This window comes from Bradyrhizobium sp. BR 1433, from assembly GCF_051547665.1.
Classification (GTDB): domain Bacteria; phylum Pseudomonadota; class Alphaproteobacteria; order Rhizobiales; family Xanthobacteraceae; genus Bradyrhizobium; species Bradyrhizobium australafricanum.
Genome location: NZ_JBPUGG010000001.1, coordinates 3,156,023 through 3,178,555, shown reverse-complemented (window position 1 = coordinate 3,178,555; position 22,533 = coordinate 3,156,023). Strand labels below are relative to the sequence as shown.

The 22,533-nt window shown below is 58.7% G+C and carries 10 protein-coding genes and 9 pseudogenes; 15 read left to right on the top strand and 4 right to left on the bottom strand.

What is annotated here, in order from left to right:
* Positions 1-32 precede the first annotated feature (32 nt).
* Entirely contained in the window at positions 33-1,466 is a 1,434-nt protein-coding gene (locus tag ACSKB9_RS15630) for an IS4 family transposase (RefSeq protein WP_438074152.1), read from the bottom strand.
* Positions 1,467-2,361: 895 nt separating this feature from the next.
* On the opposite strand from ACSKB9_RS15630, the gene ACSKB9_RS15625 reads away from it, so the two are divergent.
* The 3 genes from ACSKB9_RS15625 to ACSKB9_RS15615 all read left to right on the top strand — a co-directional run bounded on the left by ACSKB9_RS15625 (position 2,362) and on the right by ACSKB9_RS15615 (position 5,427).
* The gene (locus tag ACSKB9_RS15625) at positions 2,362-3,516 is read left to right on the top strand and encodes an acyl-CoA dehydrogenase family protein (RefSeq protein ID WP_438074151.1); all 1,155 of its coding nucleotides are present in this window, start codon (positions 2,362-2,364) and stop codon (positions 3,514-3,516) included.
* 193 nt (positions 3,517-3,709) lie between these two features.
* Complete coding sequence (locus ACSKB9_RS15620) at positions 3,710-4,795, top strand: flavin reductase family protein (RefSeq protein WP_438074150.1); 1,086 nt, start codon at positions 3,710-3,712, stop codon at positions 4,793-4,795.
* Positions 4,796-4,932: 137 nt separating this feature from the next.
* Positions 4,933-5,427, top strand: coding sequence for an IS30 family transposase (locus ACSKB9_RS15615; RefSeq protein ID WP_438080234.1), 495 nt, complete (start codon positions 4,933-4,935; stop codon positions 5,425-5,427).
* Positions 5,428-5,582: 155 nt separating this feature from the next.
* Here the strand turns inward: ACSKB9_RS15615 and ACSKB9_RS15610 are convergent.
* Positions 5,583-5,844 (bottom strand): annotated as a pseudogene (locus tag ACSKB9_RS15610) (transposase); the annotation flags it as partial.
* 358 nt (positions 5,845-6,202) lie between these two features.
* Between ACSKB9_RS15610 and ACSKB9_RS15605 the strand changes: the two are divergent.
* The 5 genes and pseudogenes from ACSKB9_RS15605 to ACSKB9_RS15585 form a co-directional block, all read left to right on the top strand.
* Positions 6,203-6,899: pseudogene (locus ACSKB9_RS15605) on the top strand (transposase); the annotation flags it as partial.
* Between the two features lie 347 nt (positions 6,900-7,246).
* Positions 7,247-8,786 (top strand): annotated as a pseudogene (locus ACSKB9_RS15600) (porin).
* A 294-nt stretch (positions 8,787-9,080) separates the two neighbouring features.
* A pseudogene (locus ACSKB9_RS15595) lies at positions 9,081-9,552 on the top strand (tyrosine-type recombinase/integrase); the annotation flags it as partial.
* A gap of 10 nt (positions 9,553-9,562) precedes the next feature.
* Positions 9,563-9,835, top strand: a pseudogene (locus tag ACSKB9_RS15590) (transposase); the annotation flags it as partial.
* A 211-nt stretch (positions 9,836-10,046) separates the two neighbouring features.
* Entirely contained in the window at positions 10,047-10,433 is a 387-nt protein-coding gene (locus ACSKB9_RS15585) for a pantoate--beta-alanine ligase (protein WP_438074149.1), read from the top strand.
* Here ACSKB9_RS15585 and ACSKB9_RS15580 read toward each other — a convergent pair.
* Positions 10,422-11,540, bottom strand: a pseudogene (locus ACSKB9_RS15580) (IS630 family transposase). The gene ACSKB9_RS15585 and the pseudogene ACSKB9_RS15580 sit on opposite strands and share 12 nt — an antisense overlap.
* 296 nt (positions 11,541-11,836) lie before the next feature.
* Here ACSKB9_RS15580 and ACSKB9_RS15575 point away from each other — a divergent pair.
* Positions 11,837-12,690: pseudogene (locus tag ACSKB9_RS15575) on the top strand (IS1380 family transposase); the annotation flags it as partial.
* 531 nt (positions 12,691-13,221) lie between these two features.
* Here the strand turns inward: ACSKB9_RS15575 and ACSKB9_RS15570 are convergent.
* A pseudogene (locus ACSKB9_RS15570) lies at positions 13,222-14,120 on the bottom strand (LysR substrate-binding domain-containing protein).
* Positions 14,121-14,259: 139 nt separating this feature from the next.
* On the opposite strand from ACSKB9_RS15570, the pseudogene hglS reads away from it, so the two are divergent.
* From hglS to ACSKB9_RS15540, 6 genes and pseudogenes are all read left to right on the top strand, one after another.
* A pseudogene (gene hglS, locus ACSKB9_RS15565) lies at positions 14,260-15,665 on the top strand (2-oxoadipate dioxygenase/decarboxylase HglS).
* Between the two features lie 112 nt (positions 15,666-15,777).
* Positions 15,778-17,340 carry an L-piperidine-6-carboxylate dehydrogenase gene (amaB, locus tag ACSKB9_RS15560; protein ID WP_438074148.1) on the top strand — a complete coding sequence of 521 codons (1,563 nt, stop codon included), beginning with the start codon at positions 15,778-15,780 and terminating at the stop codon, positions 17,338-17,340.
* Between the two features lie 12 nt (positions 17,341-17,352).
* Positions 17,353-18,585: a pyridoxal phosphate-dependent aminotransferase gene (locus tag ACSKB9_RS15555; protein ID WP_438074147.1), complete on the top strand. Its 1,233-nt coding sequence runs from the start codon at positions 17,353-17,355 to the stop codon at positions 18,583-18,585.
* 363 nt (positions 18,586-18,948) lie between these two features.
* Positions 18,949-19,152: a hypothetical protein gene (locus tag ACSKB9_RS15550; protein WP_438074146.1), complete on the top strand. Its 204-nt coding sequence runs from the start codon at positions 18,949-18,951 to the stop codon at positions 19,150-19,152.
* Between the two features lie 431 nt (positions 19,153-19,583).
* Positions 19,584-20,432 carry an acyl-CoA thioesterase gene (locus ACSKB9_RS15545; protein WP_438074145.1) on the top strand — a complete coding sequence of 283 codons (849 nt, stop codon included), beginning with the start codon at positions 19,584-19,586 and terminating at the stop codon, positions 20,430-20,432.
* A 254-nt stretch (positions 20,433-20,686) separates the two neighbouring features.
* A complete protein-coding gene (locus ACSKB9_RS15540; RefSeq protein ID WP_438074144.1) occupies positions 20,687-22,339 on the top strand; it encodes a class I adenylate-forming enzyme family protein in 1,653 nt (550 codons plus the stop codon).
* Positions 22,340-22,533: the final 194 nt, after the last annotated feature.

The following is a 22,533-nucleotide window of genomic DNA, read 5'->3' as shown; positions in this document are numbered from 1 at the left end:
GTATGTGTCGATCGGGCGGCCTTCGTCGTCTTTCAATTACCCATAATTTTTGCCTCGATCGTGGCTCCCAGTTCGATGTCGGTCAGCCGCGATAGTCCGCGCCAGATCACGGTGTTTCCTAGAGGCGGATCGTTGGCTCGGGCCAAATATCCTCCGAGCCGTGCGATCTTGACGACATAGTGCGAGAGCGTGCTTCGTCGAGAGCAATCGCCACCCTTGTCTTTCACCAAATGATCAAGAAGTCTGATTTCGGGATCTGTCAGCGCCGTTTGCGGTACGGCATTCGGCGAGGAGCGATTGAGCATCGTCATCCAGAAGACGCGCCAACTCACAATGCAGAAGACCGCGACCAGATTGACCAGGCGCTCAGCAGTTCGCAATTTTGAGTCCTCTGCTTTGCAGCCAGATTTGAGGATCTTATGGAAGACTTCGATCTTCCACCTCAACGCGTACCATTCGATCTTCTCGATGGCGTCCTTGCGCGATCGGACCGGGAGATCGGTGAGGAGCTTCCACTCGACCTTCTTTCGCCGCTTCGGCCTTCCCCGCTCTTGAGCATGGATCATGGTCAGAGTGAATGCGGGATATTTCGTCTGTTTGCCGATCGGCGGCAGGACACGTATCTTGCGGTACCTGATCTCAAGAACGGCGTCGTCGGGATCGCCTTTGTCGTCCTTGACCTTGATCCGATGTAGACCCTTGATCGTAACCTCGTCCATTTCGTCGGCAATTGTATGATTGCCGTCCCCGGCAAGCCGATCAACACAGGTTCGCACCAAAAAATGCGTTCCAACCTCCTCGGCCAGGCAAAACAGCTCATAGATGTCGCTCTCGCGATCACCAATATGAACGCATCGTTCGGGGGCAGCGAGAAGGTCGGTCGATTGCCGTAAATTCTCGAGCCAGCGGATGCTCTCCTTCTGCTCGATCGGCACTCGTGTCGGATTGATCTTTCGCTTCAGTGCCGTTGTCCCCTTGAACTTCTTGCGGGTCCAGAACTTGATTGCCGACAGTCCGAGCGGAAGCCCCTCGGTCGTCACGGCGAGACTCGAATGCATCAGGATGCCGCACTGCGTGCGTCCTGCCGTCTTGCCCGTAAAGCCGATCAGATCCGGCTTCTCACGCTTGAAGCTGAATTCCGTCGTGTCATGGAGGACGAGGATCGGTCCCTCCGTCGCCGCTACGCGCCCGCGCGTCGCCTCGAAATGACCGCAAAGAATATCCGCCTCGTTGACCCGTTCGTTGGAGAAGAAGCGATAGGCGGCCTTCGTGTTGGCCCTGTCCTGACAAACCAACGGGATGCTTTGACCCATGTCGCTCCCGATTTGTGCGAGCAATTTGTAGAACCGGCGACCAAGCCGCTCATCCTTAAACTCGCATCCCGCAACTTCCCGATCAACCCACGTCTCGATACCAGTCGTCAATCGCTGAGCACGCACCCCCGCGCGTTCCTTCACCAAGCCCATCGAGCACCCCGCGCTTCCGAATCAGGTGCTCAGCAAGGAATCACAACAGATTCTACCGATTCAAGATTTCGCCTGCGACGCATCGCTCAAATCCGACGTCAAATGTGGGTAATTGAAAGCTTCGTCGTATGGGTACCATATTGCGATCATCGGCGCTGGCGCTGTGTGCATTGAAGCGTTTCGCGGCAGCCATCGTGTGACAGTGATCAATCTGAGCGGAATGCAACTGGGGTCATCGTCAGCTATTTTGAATGGGTGCCGGATCTCCGGCGGCTATTTTTTGGAAAGTTGAGGAATTCGATCGCCTCTCCAGCCATAGGCTTCGCGGAGCCTTTCCTGCATGTCACGCACCGATCCGGCGTCGCCCCACGTCTCCCTTCTGTGGCACTCGGTTGATACAGGTTACAGCATCAGACGGCTTTGCCGCGGCACCCTCGATCGGTAGCGCAGTCAGTTCTCGAGCCGAGGCATCGAATTGGACGGCGATCCGGGCTGCGCGGTGATGCGGCATTAGCTAGTAGGCTGACGGTTTGGCGCTTCTGAAGAACTTCGCATTAGGCGTCTCTTCAAGGACGGCTACTGTAGGTTATTCCATCGTGGAATGACGTGAGAAGAGAAAATCGTTCATTCTCCGCGGTGGTGTGCTTCATATTTCGAGATATCGTTGTTACACTTGCGCCGGTCGGATCAAACGTCGAGTATTTTAAGAGGTAAGAGCCATGGCGGCACAGACCGACGTCATTGATACATCTGTTAGGAGTATGGCTGCGCTGAAGCGTAGCGCTGCAGACACCAGCAAGGGGTTCACTCGTTAGGTGGCGCTAGCAGGTGGGTTCGACGCGGCAGCTGCCGCTTATCGACAATCCGGCATTGCAAAGAGGAAATGAGAAACGACATGTACGAGTTCACGGAAGAGACGCGGACGTTGGTCGATCTGGTTCGCAGAATCGTCAAGGATCACCAAATGCCGCTCGAGCGGCGAAAGCTCAGGGGCGAAGACCTGTTCGTGAAGGACTATATCCCGGGACGTGAAGCGGCCCGCCAGGCCGGTCTGTGGGGGCTTGGCCTGCCCGAAGAATTTGGCGGTGCGAACCTGTCGCTAGTCGATCAACTGGCTGTCGTTGAAGAAAGCAAAAAATGCTTGACGCCGATCCTTTTCGGCGGCGAGGTTTCCCGCGACTTGCTCCGGCTGAAGGGCGAGCAGAAGGCGCGCTACCTCGACCCCTTCCTGTCTGATGCCAAGCGACCGTCCTTTGCGTTCGTCGAGCCCGAGGGAGGGTCGGATCCGCGCGGCCACACTGCGACCACTGCGAAGGAAGACGGCGACGGCTGGGTCATCAATGGCACGAAGATCTGGGTCAGCGGCTACGAGGATACCGAGATCGTGTTCGTCTTGGCCCGTGTCGGCGAAGAAGGTGCGGGCGGCATGTCGCTGTTCGCCGTGGAGAGAGGTAGCCCGGGCCTCATCGAGCATGGCCCGATGGTCATGCTCGGCGGGGCGCGGGCGGTCGACAGAGGCAGCCATTATACGGCGTACAAGCTGGTCTTCGAGAATTGCAGGGTCGACAAGCTTGCGCGCATCGGTGGGGAAGGCGCTGACTTCAAGGAAACGCAAAGCGTAGTGAACTTGGCGCGGCTCGGCCAGGCCGCGGCGACGCTCGGCGTTTCCCAGCGCTGCTACGAAATGATGGTTGATTACGCCAAGAACCGGGTCCTGTTCGGCAGCCCGCTGAGCGAGAAGCAATCGATCCAGTCGATGATCGTCAACTCATGGATCGAGATCCAGCAAAACCGGCTGATGATGTACACCTGCGCGAAGAAGGGCGACCGCGGCGAGGACGTGCGCATCGAGACAAGCTTGCTCAAGTTGGTCTGCACCGAAATGGTCAACCGCGTCATCGACCGCGCGATCCAGATCCACGGCGGGGTAGGTTGCACCTATGAGCATCCGCTGGCGCATTTCTACGATTACTACCGCATGTCGCGTATCTGGGTGGGAGCCAGCGAAGTCCACAAGTACCGCGTGCTCGCTCGCCATCTATTGGCCTGAGCGCTTAATTTGTAAGTGATTCAAGTTGATGTAGATCAACTCCATGATGTGCTTTGTCCGCAACCAGGAGGGCATGCGGTGGAGGACGGAACTGGATCTGATTCGTGGAAAGGGAAGGATTAGACAGGCGGCTGCCGCCACGCCATGTCTTCGTTAATGTGTGCGGCGCATAGCAAAGGCAAGGGAATTGAAGATGGCAGCTGCAACTGATGTCTCACAGACCTGGACAGAGCCAAATGCAGGCGATGCGCAGGCTCTGCGTAGAGCATTCGGTTCATTCGCGACAGGAGTTACCGTAGTTGCAGCCTGGGCGAGCAGCGGTGAATCTAGGGCGTTCACTGCTAATTCCTTTTCCTCAGTTTCGCTCGATCCGCCATTGGTGCTTGTTTGCCTTGGCAAGTTCTCGGCGAGCTTGGACGTCTTTGCGGGGGCTGAGGCATTTTCAATCAGCGTTCTAGAGGCGTCGCAACGTTCCGTTTCCACTGCATTCGCTTCGAGAGATCCCGCTGTAAAGTTAAGTGCTGCAGCAGATCTAATCGCTGATGGAGCGCCGTATGTGGGCGACAGCATTGCCACCTTTATGTGCACTCGACATGCTGTTGTTGATGCCGGCGACCATGTAATCTTGATTGGGAAGGTCCAACGATACCGTTCCGCGGAGGCCCAACCTTTGGCGTTTTTCCGTGGAGCGTATGTCGGGCTCGGCCCTGATCTCAGGGAACTGGAGCAATTGCCGGCTAACTTGGTGGTCGGCGGTGTGCTGGGATACTGCGGGAAGGTGTTACTCTGCCGAAGAACTAGCTCGTACTACTGGGAAATTCCCTCAGTCACGCTTGCTCGCGGGGCACGGCACGGTGCCACGTTGAAGAAGCTGTTCTCGAGCCTTGGTATTGAGATTACAATGCTTGCACCATACTCGCTGTTCCAGGAGACAAACGAGCACGATATGACTCTTGTCTTTTCTGTCGAAAGTTGCGGGGAGCTCAAGACTGGGACGATGGTCGACGGTATGGAAACGGCTTTGTTTGGATCTACGGATCTACGATCCTCTCTCGTTCAAAGTCAGATGAAGCGGTCCTTGGTGAAGCGTTATCTTCGCGAGATGGCCTCTGGTCTCTACGGCATGTTCTTTGATTCCCCAGAGGGCGGCAGTGTTGTAGCTTTGAATGGTCGGCCACGTGCTTGGTCTGAGTGGAACACCCCGACAATGGCCAACGTGGACGGCTCCCGAACGGACACGTTGCCAGCCCTTGGGCCTGTTAAGGAGCGAGGAGAGTAAACTGAGGCGCTCTCTATCAGCCATGAGTCAATCTATCGCTTCATCTATCGTCGTACGGACCAGAAGGATTATTGGCATCAACTGCTGCCACACCGCAAAAGACATGAGGGTAACACGGACGCAGCCACGGCAACTTCATCAAACAACGGCGCCCAATTGCCGAACGGCCCGCCGAGGTCGAAGGTCGCGAGACAACTGGCCATTGGGAAGCCGACTTCATGCTGTTCGCCAAAAGCGGTCAAGGGTTGTTGTTTCTTCACGAACGACAAACCTGCTTCAACATCGTTCACCGTCCGACTGATCGAAAAGCGGCCCGCACCGCCAAAACCATCGCTCGTCAACTCGGCAAGCTTCCAAAGCCGATGCGAAAATCCATCAGCTTCGACGACGGAAACGAGTTGGCCGAGCATCACCGGCTGCACCAGAGCATCGGCCTCAAAAGCTTCTTCTGTGATCCCCATAGCCCCTGGCAGAAAGGTGGCGTGGAAAACTCCATCGGACGGCTACGCCGGCACAGCCGATCTCAAGCGCATGCTCACCGCCTCAACACGCCCCATGCAAAATGCTTGAACTTCAAAACCCCTGCCGAGGCATTCTCCAAACTCAAATCAACCGTTGCACTTCAAACGTGAATCCATTGGTCTCTCGCTTGGAACCGTCAGGCGGGCGATCTGCTGTTCCCGTCCAACGAGCTCCGCGCCAAACGTCTCTACAAAGGCTTCGAATTTGGGGGCATGGCGCTCTGGGAGATCCGGCTCCGCTGCGCGCGCGAAGCTCGGGAGCATGTTTAGGTTTGGTCATGTCCGGCGTTTGCGAAGCAATTGTAATTGGCGCATTCGGTCGGCGAGACGGTTTCGAAGATCGGAGCGATGGCATCATAGACGGCCCACGGTGGTTCGTTATGCGGCTTTGCACAGCCAGTGTTTGAACTTGGCGAAGAACTGCTCGATCGGGTTCAGATCAGGCGAGTATTTCGGCCAGGTGGAAGAGCCGGGCGCCAGCGGCACGGATGGCGCGACGCACGGCATTTCCTTGTGCGAGCCGAGATCGATGGGGTGGACGCCCCCAAGCGGCATCTGTGCCAGAGTGGGTAGTGTCGCAGACCACCGAGGAGGCGTCCATGGAAGAGATTGTCATAGTCGGGCTAGATTGGCGAAGCACGTTGTCAGGTGCATGGTGCGGGCGTGAACGGCGCAGTGGTGCTGCGGAAGAAGCTGCGGCCGTGAACAACTGCCTCGGTTCTTTCGCGAAGTTGCCAGGCTGCACGATCGCGATGGAGGCCTGTGGCGGTGCCCACCATGGGCACGCGAGATCGCCCGGCTCGGTCACGAAGTGAAGTTGATCTGACCTGCCCCTGAGTATTTCCTCCAGATGGAGCTAGAGTCCGGCCTGAGCAAGGACGGACAGATGAAGCGAGCAAGGTTCACGGAAGAGCAGATTATCGCAGTGTTGAAGGAGCATGAGGCGAGGCGACGACAGCTGACCTGGCTCGCAAACACGGAGTCTCCGAAGCGACGATCTACAATTGGAAGGCCAAGTGCGGCGGCATGGAAGCTTCCGAGGCCAAGCGGCTGAAGTCGCTCGAGGAGGAGAACGCGAAGCTGAAGAAGCTTTTGGCCGAGCAGATGCTCGACGCGGCCGCCCTTCGCGAGCTCCTTTCAAAAAAATGGTAGGGCCCGCCGCCAAGCGCGCCGCTGTGGCGCACCTGAAGGCCGTGATGGGCCTGTCGGAGCGACGGGCCTGCAAGATCGTCGACGCGGATCGGCGGATGATCCGTTACCGATCTTGCCGCCCTCCGGATACGGAGCTTCGTGCCCGGCTGCGCGACCTTGCTCACGAGCGCCGACGGTTCGGCTACCGTCGACTGTTCGTCCTGCTGCGGCGGGAGGGCGAGCCATCAGGGATCAACCGCATTCACCGGATCTATCGGGAAGAAGGGCTGACGGTCCGCAAGCGGCGGGCTCGCCGCAAGACCATGGGGTGCCGGGCACCGATCCTGGTGGAAGCAAAGCCGAATGCGCGCTGGTCGCTGGACTTCGTCCACGACCAATTCGCCAATGGACTGCGTGTTTCGGCAATTTCCTTCTCGATCGAAGTAAGTCGCCCTGATCGGCTGATCCACCAAAGCTACGATCATTTAGTTGAATTAATGGTTCACGGCGCTGTGCCGTTCGAGCGACGCGTTACAACGGGCCGACAAATGGTGCGGAACGTACGCAAGTGAGATGACTTGAACACTGCAGTGAATGGTTCTCTCGACATGTCCGCTTCGTACGGAAATTTCTACTCCCAAACTACTTGAATACTGTCAACGTGACTGCACCAAGGAATGGCCTGCCGCGACGCTAACCTCTGCGTTCAAGAAGGGTCTTCATTTTTGGTGGGGACATAAAGGTGGCTGCGTTCGACGAGAGCGCCAGCAACCTCTAATTGAGAATTTTTGGAGGGATTATGAAAGTCGTCAAATGCCTTTTGCTGGCCTCAGCGGCAAATCTAATCGCGGTGATTGGGGCAGCGCAGGCAGCAGATCTCCCAGTCAAGGCGAGAGCTATCGACTACGTGAAGGTCTGCTCGCCCTATGGTGCGGGATTCTACTATGTTCCTGGCACTGACACTTGCATGAAGTTGGGTGGCTATATCCGAGCTTGGTTGGAAGTGAACAGCAACACTATGGCTCTCAATGCGGACTTCGGTGCGGGTGGTGCCGTAAACCGCTTCAGTAATGGCTATACTTGGCGTGCTCGTGAAGCCATGAGCATCGATACGCGTACCGCAACCGACTATGGCTTGGTCCGCACCTACGCTGAAATTTGGTACAATTGGACATCGGGGAGCTACAGCGGCGCAGGAAACGGCTCGACCGTTTACCAGTCGATCGGCGGCGTTTCGGCACCGAACAATGCGAACCCGGGAGCCGTCGCTGGCGGCACAATGTGGGTCCAATATGCCTTCATTCAATTCGCTGGCTTCACCTTTGGAAGAGCGCTCTCGGAATTCTCCCCGCCTTGGGGCGAGTATCCCGGGGGAACTATCATGCTTTGCCGGGCAGCGGCCAGTGGGACCAAGTGAACCAGGCCACTTATACCACTGACTTCGGACAAGGCATTTCGGCGTCGATCTCGGCCCAAGATCAAGTCGCGCAATATACATCCAATGTCTGGAACGTGAGCGCAGCGACGGCTGCGGGACTCGCCACTGGTACCTACGGGGGCAATGACATTGCAGGTACAGCAGCTCCAGATTTCGTTGCGCACGTTCGAGTCGACCAGAGCTGGGGCCTCTTCCAAGCCTCAGTTGCGGCGCATGATAACCATGCTGCCTACTATGGCGGTACTGAGTTGACGGGCCATCCTGACGACAAGTGGGGCTGGTCAGGTGGATTGAGCCTATCCATCAAAAACATTCCGACCGGCCTCGGTGACTCGATAAACATGTCGGCCGTGTACGCGAAGGGAGCGGCCCGTTATACCTTTAGCGACTACATGTTGGCGGCTTACGCGAAGTATGGTTCCACGAGTTTGGCCGGTGCTTACCAAAGCGTCGGAATTGCAGGTCTTTCGGATTCTGTGTTCGTTGCAGGCGCCGGCCAGGAGTTGACGACGACGTACGGCTTCAACGGCGGCTTCAATCACAATTGGAATCTTATTGGGTAAGCAGCGTCTTCGGTGGGATTGGTGCTGTCCGCTATAATGGCACAGCCAAAGGCTACATCTGCAATGCCTTTGTCACAGTCCTCGCCCTTTCGAGCGGGACCGCTGGCTGTAATCCTGACTTCGACTATGCGATTGTTGGGACAAAAACGGCGTGGACCCCGGTCAAGAATCTGACATTCCTCGTCGAGGTCGACTACAGTATACTGCACCAAAATTACGCGAGCGGAAGTACGGTGGCGCTCCCGCTACAGTCGGGTATCGGAAAGCCAGCTGGTTTGTATCAGCTGAGGGACCAAAGCAGTGTGGGCGTTCAGCTCCTTGTTAACCGCACGTTCTGAGTCAAACTGGAGAGAGCCTTATCAAAGTGCGACCTCCTAGAAGCCTCCGGCATGCCCGCCGGAGGCTTTTCCCATTGTTCCCGATGGACGTGGGGCGGAGCCGATAGTTTCGAGGTGATCTGAGGCCGGCAAACTGGACCATTTTTGGCCAGAGCGGTTCACGGCTTGATTGAATTGGAAAGGGATTGAACGAAGCCGCTGGCGCGGCATGTAGGGAGTCATAGCAAGGATTGCCTCCTGTCTGAGAGGATTGCGGGTTTTCGCAGCCCAACCCTTTAGACAGGAGGTTTTCCGATGGCTGAGATCAGCCCACTTCGCCGCCGCATGATCGAGGACATGGTCCGCAATCTGTCACCGGCGACGCAGCAATCCTACCTCAACGCCGTAGCGAAGTTGAGCCGATATTTCGGTCGTTCTCCGGACCGCCTTGACCTAGAGGATATCCGTGCCTTCCAGGTTCATCTGGTTGCGACAGGAATGTCCTGGCCGGCGCTGAACCAGATCGTCTGCGCGCTGCGGTTCTTCTACGGTGGTGACGCTTCGTCATGACGCCGTTCCGGAGCACATCGCCTATGCGCGTAAACCACGCAAACTGCCGGTCGTGCTAAGCGCCGACGAGGTCGTTCGCATCCTGGAAGCAATCCCGAACCTCAAGAGCCGTACCGCGTTGACCACCGTCTATGCTGCAGCCTTGCGCGTATCGGAAGTGGTCCTCTTGAAGGTTGTCGACATTGATAGCCAACGGATGTTCGGGAGTCTCAATCATGATTGGGTCATCTGGCCAGAAGGGCGGCGTCTTCGGCGCCATCAAGCGCGAGCTGCGCCGCCGCTCCGCCATCGAGCCCATCATCGGACACCTCAAAGCCGAAGGACAACTCGGCCGGTGCTACCTCAAAGGCCACGCCGGCAATGCCGCCAACGTCGTTCTCTCAGCTGTCGGCCACAACTTCCGCCGCATCCTCGTTTGGTTCAGAGAACTTTTGCGCCTGTTGCTGGTCTCGCTCTGGCGCACGCTCAACTGTCCAGCTCGGCTCAATTCGGCTTCTTAACGGTCGACTGCACCCGGGCGAGATCATCGGGATACGCAGAGCTTGGCAACAGGATCGCAAAATTGCTCGATCCGCGATAGCGCTGTGAACAGCAAGACGTCCTCCACCTTACGTTAGGGCCCAATAGCAAAACGGTTAGGACCGTCGGCTAGCTTCGTCGCGCGCTCGCAAAAGTCGGCAGCGTGAATAGGCGCTCGAATTCGTGACAACAATGGGCTGTCTGCCCGACGGCCACTTGGTGCTGGTCGAGGCCGGGTGCGCGCAGTGCGATCTCGCTGGGGTTGGCGTCTTCGTCAACCCTATGCAGTTTGGACCAAATGAGGATGTCAGCAGCTTCCTGCGTGATCGGAAACTGTGCCGCGATGCTGGCGGTGCGATAGTCGTTGCGCCGGATGTGCAGGCAATCCATCCGTCTCAGTTTGAGAACCTCCATCGAGCTTGGCAAGCTCGCGAAGCCACTATGCGGCAGGGCGCAGCCTGCGTTGGCTCGCTTCAGCTTCTCGATAACGGTGCGAAATCCATACAAGTCGAAGAATGGATTGAGTGGAAGTTATTGGCGTGGCGGTGGTCTAGTGCTTTCATCGAACTAGTGTCCTGAACGAGAAGTTCGCAATATCGAAGCTTGTTTTTCCGGGGCATTGTAACGACAGAAGCGCTCGGTGGAAGCAAGGATGTCATCAGCAGATTTGAGTTCACCGGAACGGTTTGGGATCGGCGTTGTGTCGCTCGATGAACGAGGCGATGTCGGCCCTGAGGGCGGCTACGCTGCGATAGACGCCGCGTCGGATCTTCTTATCGGTGAGGAGCGCGAAGAAGCGCTCGACTTGATTGAGCCATGACGAACTGGTCGGGGTCAGGGTGCACGTGCCAACGAGGCCTTTTGGCCAGCCATCTGCGGATCATTGGGGTCTTGTGCGTGACGTAATTGTCCATGACGAGATGAACGTCGAATTCGCGGGTACGGCAGCCTCGATCTGGTCAAGGAATTTGCGGAACTCGGCGGTGCGGTGGCGCCCGTAGCATTTGCCGATGACCCGTCCGGTCGCGATGTCGAGGGCGGCGAACAGCGATGTGGTGCCGTGCCTTTTGTCGTCATGGCTCCTTCGGGCCGGCTGGCTGGGACGCATCGGAAGCATCGGCTGGCTACGGTCCAGCGCTTGGATTTGGGACTTCTCATCCATACACAGAATGACGGCGTGCTCCGGCGGTGAGACGTAGAGGCCCACGACATCGCGCACTTTGGCCACGAAGTTCGGATCGGTCGAGAGCTTGAACGTCCCCATCCTGTGCGGCTGAAGCCCGAAGGCCCGCCAGATGCGTTGGACCGTCGACACCGACAGGCCGCTGGTCTTCGCCATGTCGCGGGAGCTCCAATGACTGGCGTTCTCAGGGCAACTCTCCGACGTTCTCGCGATCACGGCTTCGATGCGGGCATCGTCAATCGTGCGCGGCGCGCCGGAGCGCGGCTCGTCGTGCAGCCCGGCCACGCGCTGCTCCATAAACGCCGCCGCCACTTGCCTATGGTCTGCCGGTCCAGCCCCAGCTTGGCCGCCACTTCCGTGTTCTGACCACCTTCCGCACAGGTCAGCACTATCCGGGCTCTCAGAGCCAGCGCCTGCACAGTCTTCCGCCGCATCGTCAGCGACGTCAGTTCGGCGCGCTCGTCATCGCTCAATATCAGGGGCGCAAGCTGCTGGACCGCCATCGCAAACTCCGTCGCTGTTTGCCTCCATCATTGGCACAGCGACGCGAATTTACTGCGAATTTACGATTGCGAACTTGTGACTCAGGACACTAGCCCATCTTATTCATGAAGGGCCTGTGCGGTGATGGCGAGTGTGGTGTAAGCCGCTGATGGGGCGCAGGATTCGGTTGCTAACACCAATTCTGCGCTGACATCGAGGCAACCACACCCGCCATGGTCGACGATACGATTCTGCCCTTCATATTTCCCGCAGTCAGGCGCAAGAAGATCACAGCCGCTTTCGATGGTGGGCGGCTGGGCCTCAGCAGCTATCATCGTTCAACGCGCATTACGACGAGCACTGCTTTCTGCCGATTCATGTCTACGATACCGAGCGCAGCCGGCCTGTTGCGGTCGTTCTGTGCCCGGGCAAGGTGCCGGGCGGCCTCGAAGTTCGTGCCCATCTGCGCCGCCTCGTCCGTCACATCCGAAAGCGATGGCCCACGACGCGCATCACCTTCCGCGGCGACACTCATTACGCCCGCCCTGAGGCCATGGAGTTCTGTGAGCAAAACGGCATCGATTACGTCTTCGCCGTGGCCGGGACCAGGCCGCTCGCCATGAAGGTCGAGGAGGTCGCCGACGCGGTCCGCGTCGAACGGGCGATCGAAGGCAAGGCTGTGGTTCGAGACTACACCGAGGTCCGCCACGCCGCCGGTTCCTGGCATCGGGAGCGTCGCGTCGTCGCCCGCATCAAGGCGACCGGGCACGGGCTCGATATCCGTTATGTCGTCACCAGCATGGGCATTGGCTCGGCTCAATGGATCTACGACAGCCTCTATTGCCAACGTGGACAGGCCGAGAACCTGATCAAGCTGCACAAAGTCAGCTCGCTTCCGATCGGACCAGCTGCCGCTCGGCGCTCGCCAATCAGGTCCGCCTTATCCTCAACGCCGCCGCTTATTGGCTCGTCCTCATCGTGCGCGATAAGATCCCGAAACCGCGCGACCTCGCCACCGCCGAGTTCGCAACGATCAGGCTCAGGCTTCTCAAATTCGCCGCTCGCCTCGTCGAGACCACAAGCCGCGTCCGTATCGCCTTCGCCGCAGCCTGTCCCGAAGCCGATCTGTTCCGCGGCCTGGTCGACGCATTCTTGTCTCAACCACCGTGACCAACGGGGCGATAGATGCCCCGCTCATCCCCCATCGCTCCTCAAACGCGTTCCCCCACGTCCGACCCAAATCGCGGAAACTCCGCAACCCATCCGCGCGACTCCGCCCCGCAACGCAAATGTGCCACTCTTCATGCTCGCACATCATGAATAAGACGGGCTAGAGTGTTTGACAGACGGGGGCCGGTTCGTTCGCGATCCTGCGGACAGGCTGATCCATGCATCAGGAAAAGGCTGCTGGGCCCAACGGAACCGCATGACAAGCGTATCGGCCGACTTTCTCTGGCCACGAAGACGTTCTTGCTGACCCTTCCCGCGGGACATCCCCTTGTTCGGCAGACCTGCGACATTCCTCGTCCCGAACTGTTTCCCGCTAGGTGCCGAGAACGCGGTCAAGGCTGGGCCCAAGGCTGTCGCGGGGGCTGCCATCTCATCAATCATTCGGACATCGCGGAAGAACAGTGTCTGATCTGCTGTTGGCATACGCTGTGCTCGACATCTGAGCGGTAGGTGTGTGTGCATTGGCGAAGTTCAGCGATCGCCAGCGGTTTCCGCCAGCAGCCAATCGCGAAAGACGATGAGGGGCGGGTGGGTCGATCGCTCGGGCGGCCATACCAGATAATATCGCTCCGCACTTTCCATCGGCAGATTGAGGGCGCAAACGAGTTTTCCGCTCGCCAACTCATCCTGATCAGGAAGGTCGGCAGCAGCGCAACGCCGACGCCGACCATTGCAGCTTGGGTAACTGTTGCAAATTGATCGAAGTACATCGTTTGTCCGGACCCGCCCGCTATGCTTTGGATCGAGAACCATTGGTCCCAAGCATTTGGTCGCGACGAAATGCTGAGCAGTGGTATCTTCTTAAGATCTCCTGCCGCCCGAAAGCCGTACTTGCTCTTCAGTTCGGGGCTGCAGGCAGGGACGACCTCTTCGGAACGCAACAATACCATCTCAGCGCCAGGCCAATCACGTGGCCCGAAATGGATCGCCGCGTCCAGTGCTTCGGTGCGGAAGTCGAAGGAAGTCAGGCGCGTTGCAAGGTTGATGGTGATGCCCGGATTCTGCGCAAGAAACTTGGGAAGCCGTGGCGCCAGCCAGCGCGTTCCGAAGGTCGGCAGGATCGCGAGATTGAGCGTGCCGCCCTTCGGATTGGCGTGAAGGTTAAAGGATGCCGTGCTGATCTTGCGCAGCGCGTCGCGAATCTCGCGCGCATAGGCTTCGCCCGCGGTGGTCAGGCGGATGGACTGGCGTTCACGTGTAAAGAGCTCGACCTCGAGCTGCTCCTCAAGGAGCTTGATCTGCCGGCTGACCGCGCTCTGGGTGAGGCTGAGCTCCTTGGCCGCAAGGGTGATGCTGCACGTTCTGGCGGCGGCCTCAAAAGCTGCCAGCAGCGCGGTCGACGGCAGGAATCGGCGGGGTACGTGTTGCATCTCCATTCCAGAAGAGAATGATATCTTAAGGAAAGATCGTTTGATTGCATTGAAAACGCAAGGATAATCTCTGATGCCATACCAAACTGGTATGGTTCGGTGAACCTTTCCTTAGGGAAGAGTCAGAACGGAGTCATATATGGCCGGGCGGCACGTTCATCCGGATGACATTCGCGACCTGTTCTCGCGAGCAATGTCCAACATGTATCGCGCGGAAGTTCCGCAATACGGGGCGCTCTTGGAGCTCGTTGCGGATGTCAATGCCGACACGTTGCGTGCAGACCCTTGCTTACGTGCGAGTTCTCGAGCAGAGCGGCGAAATCGAAAGGCTGGATCTCGAGCGTCACGGTGCCATCCGGCTTGGCACGGCGCAGGAGTTGTTCGACATTCGTCGCGTCTTCGCGGTCATGGGGATGCTCCCCGTCGGCTACTATGATCTATCGGTAGCCGGCGTGCCGGTTCATTCCACTGCGTTTCGCCCGATCGCGGAGAGGGCTCTTCGTCGTAATCCGTTCCGCGTATTTACTTCCCTTCTTCGGCTCGAGCTGATCGAAGATCCCGGACTGCGCGCCGAGGTCGCCGCGATCCTCGCCGGGAGGCGCATTTTCACGCCGCGGGTTCTCTATCTGGTGGGCGTGTTTGAGGCCGAAGGCGGACTGACGCGTCCTGAGGCGGAGGATTTTGTTCGCGAGGCCCTGGAGACTTTCCGTTGGCGCGGCGATGCCATGGTCGATCTCGCGGCCTATCGAAAGCTGCACGACGCGCACCGCTTGGTCGCAGACATTGTCAGCTTCAGGGGGCCACATATTAATCATCTCACACCGCGGACTCTGGACATCGACGCCGTCCAAGTTGGCATGCCGCGACGCGGGATTGCGCCCAAGGCGGTTATCGAGGGGCCCCCGCATCGCAACTGTCCGATCCTCCTGCGGCAGACTAGCTTCAAGGCCTTGGAGGAGCCGATCGCCTTCAGGCAGAGCGCTGGTGAAGTGGCGGCGGGAACGCATACTGCGCGTTTCGGCGAGATTGAGCAGCGCGGCGTCGCGCTGACGCCGAGGGGGCGCGGTCTTTATGATAAGCTGCTGGCATCCGTCCCTCGTGATTTCCAGCTCGGTGTGGGGGTCGAAGGCGGTGACTTATGAATCCGAGCTCTCGGACCGTTTCAAGTCGTTTCCAGACGATTGGGCGGTGCTGCGTTCCGGGGGGCTCGCCTTCTTCCGTTATTCGGCAACTGCAACTGGCTTGGCATCAAGCCGACACGGCGGGTTGCCCTCGGATGTGGATGATCTGATCGCTGATGGTTTCTTGCGATTTGATCCGATCCTGTACGAGGATTTCCTGCCCGTCAGTGCCGCCGGTATATTCCAGTCAAACCTCGGCTCCGATGAGCAGAAGCGCTGCACTGCGCCATCCAGCCGGGCTCAGTTCGAAGCGGCCCTCGGTATCGCCGTTCACGATGAATTGGAACTCTATGCGCAAGCGGAGAGAGCCTCGCTCGATCGCGCATTGAAGCAGCTTGGGGCTACCCAGTTCGCCTGTGCCTGAGGAGAAGCCCAATTGACGCGCTGCTTCGGGCTGATTAACGAACGCCAATAAGTACTTTACCGCGACGCCTGCAAATCATCTGAAATCAAGACCGAGCGCTGGGAAGGCTGCCATGTCCGCCTCAACGAAAGTGCAAACGCAAGCCGAACTCGAGCTCCCCGGCGAAGTCGACAGGCTGCTCACTGAACTCGGCGTGAGCCGGGCCCGCTATAAGGATGGTGCGCTTAAGGTGCATACGCCCATCACCGGCGAGACCATCGGACAGCTCCAGGAAACCAGTGCTGGCGATGGTGTCGCGGCAATCGAAGCGGCGCATGTGGCCTTTCACGCCTGGAGGCTGGTGCCAGCGCCGAAGCGCGGCGAGCTTGTGCGGCTGCTTGGCGAAGAATTGCGCGCCAACAAGGAGGCTCTCGGCCGGCTGGTTTCAATTGAGGTTGGCAAGGTCGTCTCGGAGGGGCTTGGTGAAGTACAGGAGATGATCGATGTCTGCGATTTCGCTGTCGGTCTCTCCCGGCAGCTGTATGGCCTCACGATCGCTACCGAACGGGCTGAGCATCGGATAATGGAAAGCTGGCATCCGCTAGGTGTCACCGGAATCATCTCGGCCTTCAATTTCCCAGTCGCGGTGTGGACATGGAACGCGACGCTTGGTCTGGTGTGCGGCAACAGCATCGTCTGGAAGCCGTCGGAGAAGACGCCGCTGACCGCGCTGGCAACTCAGGCGCTGCTTGAACGTGCCTTGAAGCGCTTCAGGCAGGACGGCGGGATGGCGCCGGAGGGGCTCTCGGCAGTGTCGATTGGTGGTCGCGAGGTCGGCGAAGTCCTCGTTGACCACCCCAAGGTAGCATTGGTCTCGGCCACCGGTTCGACGGCGATGGGGCGCGCCGTTGGTCCCCGGCTTGCCAAACGCTTCGCACGCGCGATTCTTGAGCTCGGCGGCAACAATGCCTCGGTCGTGGCGCCCACCGCCGACCTCGACCTGACGCTGCGCGGCGTTGCCTTTGCTGCAATGGGAACGGCCGGCCAACGCTGCACGACGCTGCGCCGCCTGTTCGTCCATGCGAGCATCTACGACTCCTTCGTAGCGCGCCTGAAGCGTGCCTATGCATTGGTCACGATCGGCAATCCGCTTCATGCCGGCACTCTGGTTGGACCTTTGATCGACGGTGCGGCCTATCGCGGCATGCAGAGCGCTCTTGAGGCTGCGAAAGCCGCAGGGGGGACCGTTCATGGTGGTGAACGCGTCGCCATCGAGGGAGCTGCCGACGCCTACTATGTCCGTCCAGCCTTGGTCGAGATGACCGCGCAGACCGGTCCAGTCGAGCACGAGACCTTCGCACCTATCCTCTACGTGCTGAAGTACAGCGACTTCAATTCGGTGCTGGAACTTCACAACGCCGTTGCGCAGGGCCTTTCGTCCTCGATCTTCACCAATGATGTGCGCGAAGCCGAAACATTCCTGTCGGCGCGTGGATCCGATTGCGGCATCGCCAACGTCAATATCGGCACTTCGGGAGCAGAAATCGGCGGTGCATTTGGCGGCGAGAAAGAAACAGGCGGGGGCCGCGAATCCGGGTCCGATGCGTGGAAAGGCTATATGCGACGTGCGACCAACACCATCAATTACGGTACGACGCTGCCGCTCGCCCAGGGTATCAAGTTCGACGTTGCGTGAGAGAGGTCAGACGTGAACGCTTCCGTTCAAGAGCAGCCCTTCCCGTTTCAGCCGGCGAGCCGGCTTTCGGCGATCGGCGTCTCTGAGATCCTGAAGATCACGGGCCTCGCCATCGAACTAAAGCGCCAGGGCAGAGACGTTATCGTTCTCGGGGCGGGCGAGCCTGATTTTGGCACGCCGGACCACGTCAAGGAAGCGGCCAAGCGCGCGATGGAGGCTGGCGATACCAAATACACCGCGCTCGACGGTACGCCTGAACTGAAGGCTGCGATCCGCGCAAAGTTCAAGCGGGAGAACGGCCTCGACTTCGCCCAAGACGAAATCACGGTATCGGCTGGCGCCAAGCAAGTTCTCTTCAACGCCATGATGGCAACTCTCGAAGTCAACGACGAGGTCATTATCCCGACGCCCTATTGGGTAAGCTATGGCGACATCGTGCAGATCATGGGTGGAAAGCCCGTGCTAGTGCCATGTCGGGAAGCCAACGGTTTTCGCCTGACCGCGGAGGATCTCGTGCGGGCAATCACGCCGCGCACGCGCTGGGTGATGTTGAACTCCCCGTCCAACCCATCTGGCGCGGCTTATTCGGAGGCAGGTTACCGGCCTATCCTCGACGTGTTGATGGACCATCCGCACGTCTGGCTCATGGTGGACGACATCTACGAGCATATCATTTACGACGGTTTCCGCTTCGTGACGCCCGCTGCCATCGAGCCCTCGCTCCGTGACCGAACCCTGACGATCAACGGCGTCTCGAAGGCTTATGCTATGACCGGCTGGCGAATTGGTTACGCGGGCGGGCCGAGGACGCTCATCCGCGCCATGGCCGTTGTTCAGAGCCAATCGACGTCGTGCCCATCATCGATCAGCCAAGCCGCCGCCATCGCTGCGCTCAATGGTCCCACAGAGATTGTGATGGAGCGTTGCCGGTCCTTTCAAGCACGGCGTGACTTGGTCGTGTCGGCCTTGAACGAGATGGAAGGCATTAGCTGTCGGATACCTGAGGGGGCGTTCTACACCTTCGCCAATTGCGCGGGATTGATCGGCAGGACCACGCCGGACGGCGAACCCATCAACAGCGATACCGACTTCACCGAATATCTCCTGCACAGCGTCGGCGTAGCCGTTGTTCCGGGGGCCGCGTTCGGACTCGCCTCGTATTTCCGGATCTCCTACGCCACGTCGGCCTTGGAGCTTGAGGAAGCGTGTCGGCGGATTGCGCTTGCGACGAGTCGGCTATCTTAACTGGCCAGAAGGCGCGCTTCGATGTGGCCTTTCGGACGGCTGAGCTTTGCTGGGAGGAGCTCTTGGAGAAAGTCGCTGCCTGATCGTTCTTCTGAAGCTTGTTCGTTCGTACTGTTCCTCCCGCGACGGACAATAACTGGCCGCGCATTCGTGGGCGGCCTCTTTCTTGTTCCCGCCTGAGCGCACCAAGTGGCCTCACATTCGAATTGAGTTAGACGCGTGACTCATGAGTTAGAGCAATCTTTGACGTCCTGTCTTCGAAACGGCTAGGGAGCAATTTGAACCAGTTGCCGATCACCTGCAAACCTTGGAAATTGAGAGACTAGACTAACCGCTCTATCCAAAGCGTGCAGTCGCTGGGGCGTGCCCGATTCACAGCGACGATGGTCGGACGAAGGTCCACCAAAGCTATCGGGCGCCCGAACCGAATTTATCCTGCATCAACGAGGCGACGCGATCTGTGCGCTGCCCGATGTTCGCTGCAATGCGGGAGGACTCATCGTCAGCTATTTCGAATGGGCGAAGGAACTCCAGCGGCTAGCGCATTGTCGACGGATCGGAGTTTGACGAGTTTTCTTGTTCAAATTGCGAAGGTCGTGTGAAGCGTCGACGCCAATAGTCTCGAAGAATCTCATGGCCAAACGTTCGGCACGAAAGGCACCGTCGTCGTTTCACGCAACTTGTTGTCGTGAGCTGAGTCCGATTGAAGACGTCAATGTCCGGAGCCCGACACTAAGGCGTAAGTATTCCGCCGGCCGGCACGAAGCACATGGATTTGTATCCTTCAAGCAAAGAATCGCACTGCGTTTTTCTGGCACGTCGATTGCTGGGGACCGGTGAAGGATCCGTTAGCACAGGGGCCGATACCGTCATTCCAGGGCGGCTCGAAAGAGCCGAATCCGAATCTCGAGATTTTCGGGTTCATGGCTGTGACCATGCGCCGGACTGACGTCAATGAAACGGAAAGCTCGTCAATGTCTAAAACCGAAAGCACGTCAATGTCCAAAAGGCTGATCGGCTCGCTCGCCATTCTCGACCTCGAGCCGCTCGAGGTGAATCTGTTCCGCGGCAACAGTCCGAAGACCAACTGGGAAGTGGTGTTCGGTGGCCAGGTAATCGGGCAGGCGATGGTAGCTGCATGCCGTACGGTCGAGGGCCGGCTGCCGCATTCGCTTCATTGCTATTTCTTCCTGCCCGGCGACCCGCAGCTGCCGATCATCTACCAGGTCGAACGCATGCGCGACAGCAAGAGCTATTCGACGCGGCGCGTCACCGCGATCCAGCACGGCAATGCGATCTTTTCCATCATGGTGTCCTTTCAGTCGTTTCGCGCCGAGGAAGAGGGGCCCCTCGATCACCAGGACAAGATGCCAGATGTGCTGCTGCCGGAAAAACTCACCGCGGAGGAATTGTCGAAGCAGCCAATGTTTCCCGAGATGCCGGAATTCATCCGCCGCTACTACGCGATCGAGTTGTGTCCGGTCGGCCGTTGTTTCGGTCAGAAGATCGATGACGGCCGTACTCATATCTGGATCAAGACGGCCGCGAAGCTTCCCGGCGATCCAGCACTGCATATGTGCGCGCTGACCTATGCCTCGGATTTCTCGCTGCTAGATGCGGTGATGGCACGCTACGGCCGCACGCTGTTCGAGCGCATGATGCCGCTAAGCCTCGACCACGCAATGTGGTTTCACCGCCCGTTCCGCGCAGATGAATGGCTGCTCCACGTGCAGGAGTTGCCGAGCGAGCAAGGCGGTCGCGGACTCACGCGCGGGCTGATCTTTAAGCCGGACGGCACGCTGGTGGCGTCCGTCGTCCAGGAAGGCACGCTGCGCAAGCGACGCTGAGCCTTCACGTGGGCACAAACGCGTCCCTTGATCACGGCCGCGCCGACAACCGCGCTCGCCGCGGCATCATCCCACGCGCGCAGGCGTTGCAGCATCTTCTTTTCTTGTCCAACGTCGCTTCGCGAGCGGGTCGGTTTCCAATGCGGCCGCATTACCGGCCATCGTCGGCGAACCCTGAAGTCGCCGAGCCAATGGTAAACGTTGTCCTCGTCGGCCGACGTATCTCTGTCCCCTGAGCCTAAGGTTTTCTTACAATGACCGCCACACAATCGATACCAAACCAGCTGCAGGATCGCGTAGCACAGGCCTTGTGCAGTCTCGATGCGCTTGAGTCCGCATATGAGACCGTCACGGTTGGACAGCTGGTTTCCCTGCGGGCGCGAACGCACGGCTCCGCAACGGCGATCGACATCTTCGAGCGTGGCGAGCGTGCGACCTACATCGAGATGGACCGTAGGTCCAACAGCTATGCACATGCGCTGCGCACATTCGGAGTACGCAAGGGCGATCGCATCGGTGTGATGCTGCCCAATCGTATCGAATTCCCGATCCTGTGGTTCGCGTTTGCAAAGCTCGGGGCAGCGATCATCCCGATCAACATGCGTTACACGCCCAGGGAGATCGAATACATTCTCAGCGATACCCAGGCCAAATTCGCTATCGTGGACGAGTCCGCATGGTCCGCGTTCTCCGCGATGGACCCTTGGCCGCGAGACCTCGCCAAGGAGCGAGTGATTCTTGTTGGACAGCCTTCCGACGCAACAGCCGTGACCCTCGATTCCTTGCTCAAGGGTGTCGACGACTCGCCGGTAGACGAGGATGTGCGCCCCGACGACCTCCTGAATATCCAATACACCTCGGGCACAACGGGCTTTCCGAAGGGCTGCATGTTGACGCACGACTATTGGGGAGTTGCCTCGTACGCGTATGCCCACATGGACTATCAGCCGTACGAGAGATATCTGTGTTGGTCGCCGTTTTTCTATGGCTATGCGCAAGTTCTGCTTTTGAGATCATATCGGCAAGGCGGTACGCTATATGTGGCTCAGCAACTCAGTTCGTCGCGTTTCATCAATTGGCTCAAGATGTACCGCATTGAGTGGTGTGGAATTCCCCAGCTGATCGCGCGCCAGCCTATAGCGCCCGATGATGCATCGACGTTTCTGAAACAGGTCGCGCCGTACGACCACTGGAGTTCTGACGTGGCACGCCAATTCCGCGAGAGGTTTGGAGCGCGCAGCTTAGGTTGCTACGGCATGACCGAAATCGGATACGGTACACAAATGACTAAAGACACCGAAGAGATGAGCGAATCAGGCTCGCACGGACTTCGCGCGCCGTTTCGGGAGCTGCGGTTGGTCAATGAGGACGGCAGCCCTACGCCGATCGGCAAAGTCGGCGAGTTATGGGTGAGGGGGCGTGCGATATTTAAGGGCTATTGGAACAAGCCGGACGCGAATGCCGAATTCTTCGAACGCGAATGGTTCAAGACGGGCGACCTGATGCGCCGCGACGAACTCGGCTTCCATTGGCTGGTGGGACGCAAGAAGGACATGATCCGGCGTTCGAGCGAGAACATTGCTGCGCGCGAGGTGGAGGCGGTCATCCGCGAGATCGCAGAGATCGCGGATGTTGCCGCCGTACCCGTTCGCGATGCCAAGCGCGGCGAGGAGGTCAAGATCTACGTGGAGTTGAAGGAAGGTGTCAGGCGAGACGATCTCCCCGTGGAGCGCATCCTGCAGCATGCACGTGCGCGCCTTGCCGTGTTCAAGGTGCCGCGTTACATCGCCTTCACTTCGGCGCTTCCGAGAACCGTGACCAGCAATAAAGTGCTCAAACGTGAGCTGATGGCCGTAAGCGATCCGTTGTCCGGCACCTATGACAGCGAGGAGGGGCGCTGGCGCTGATGTTGCTGTGTCAGCCGATTCGCGCGCGCAGTTGCCAATTCGATACTTCAGGCGACACAAAGGACCACTATGAACAGAGTCCGCGTCATCGCGATCGACTCGACATCGGTGTACGGGAATATGCCGAAATCACTGCCTGTGCCGCTTTCGGCGCCGGACCAACGAGAATCGCGGCCCCGCCGGATAGCGTACGG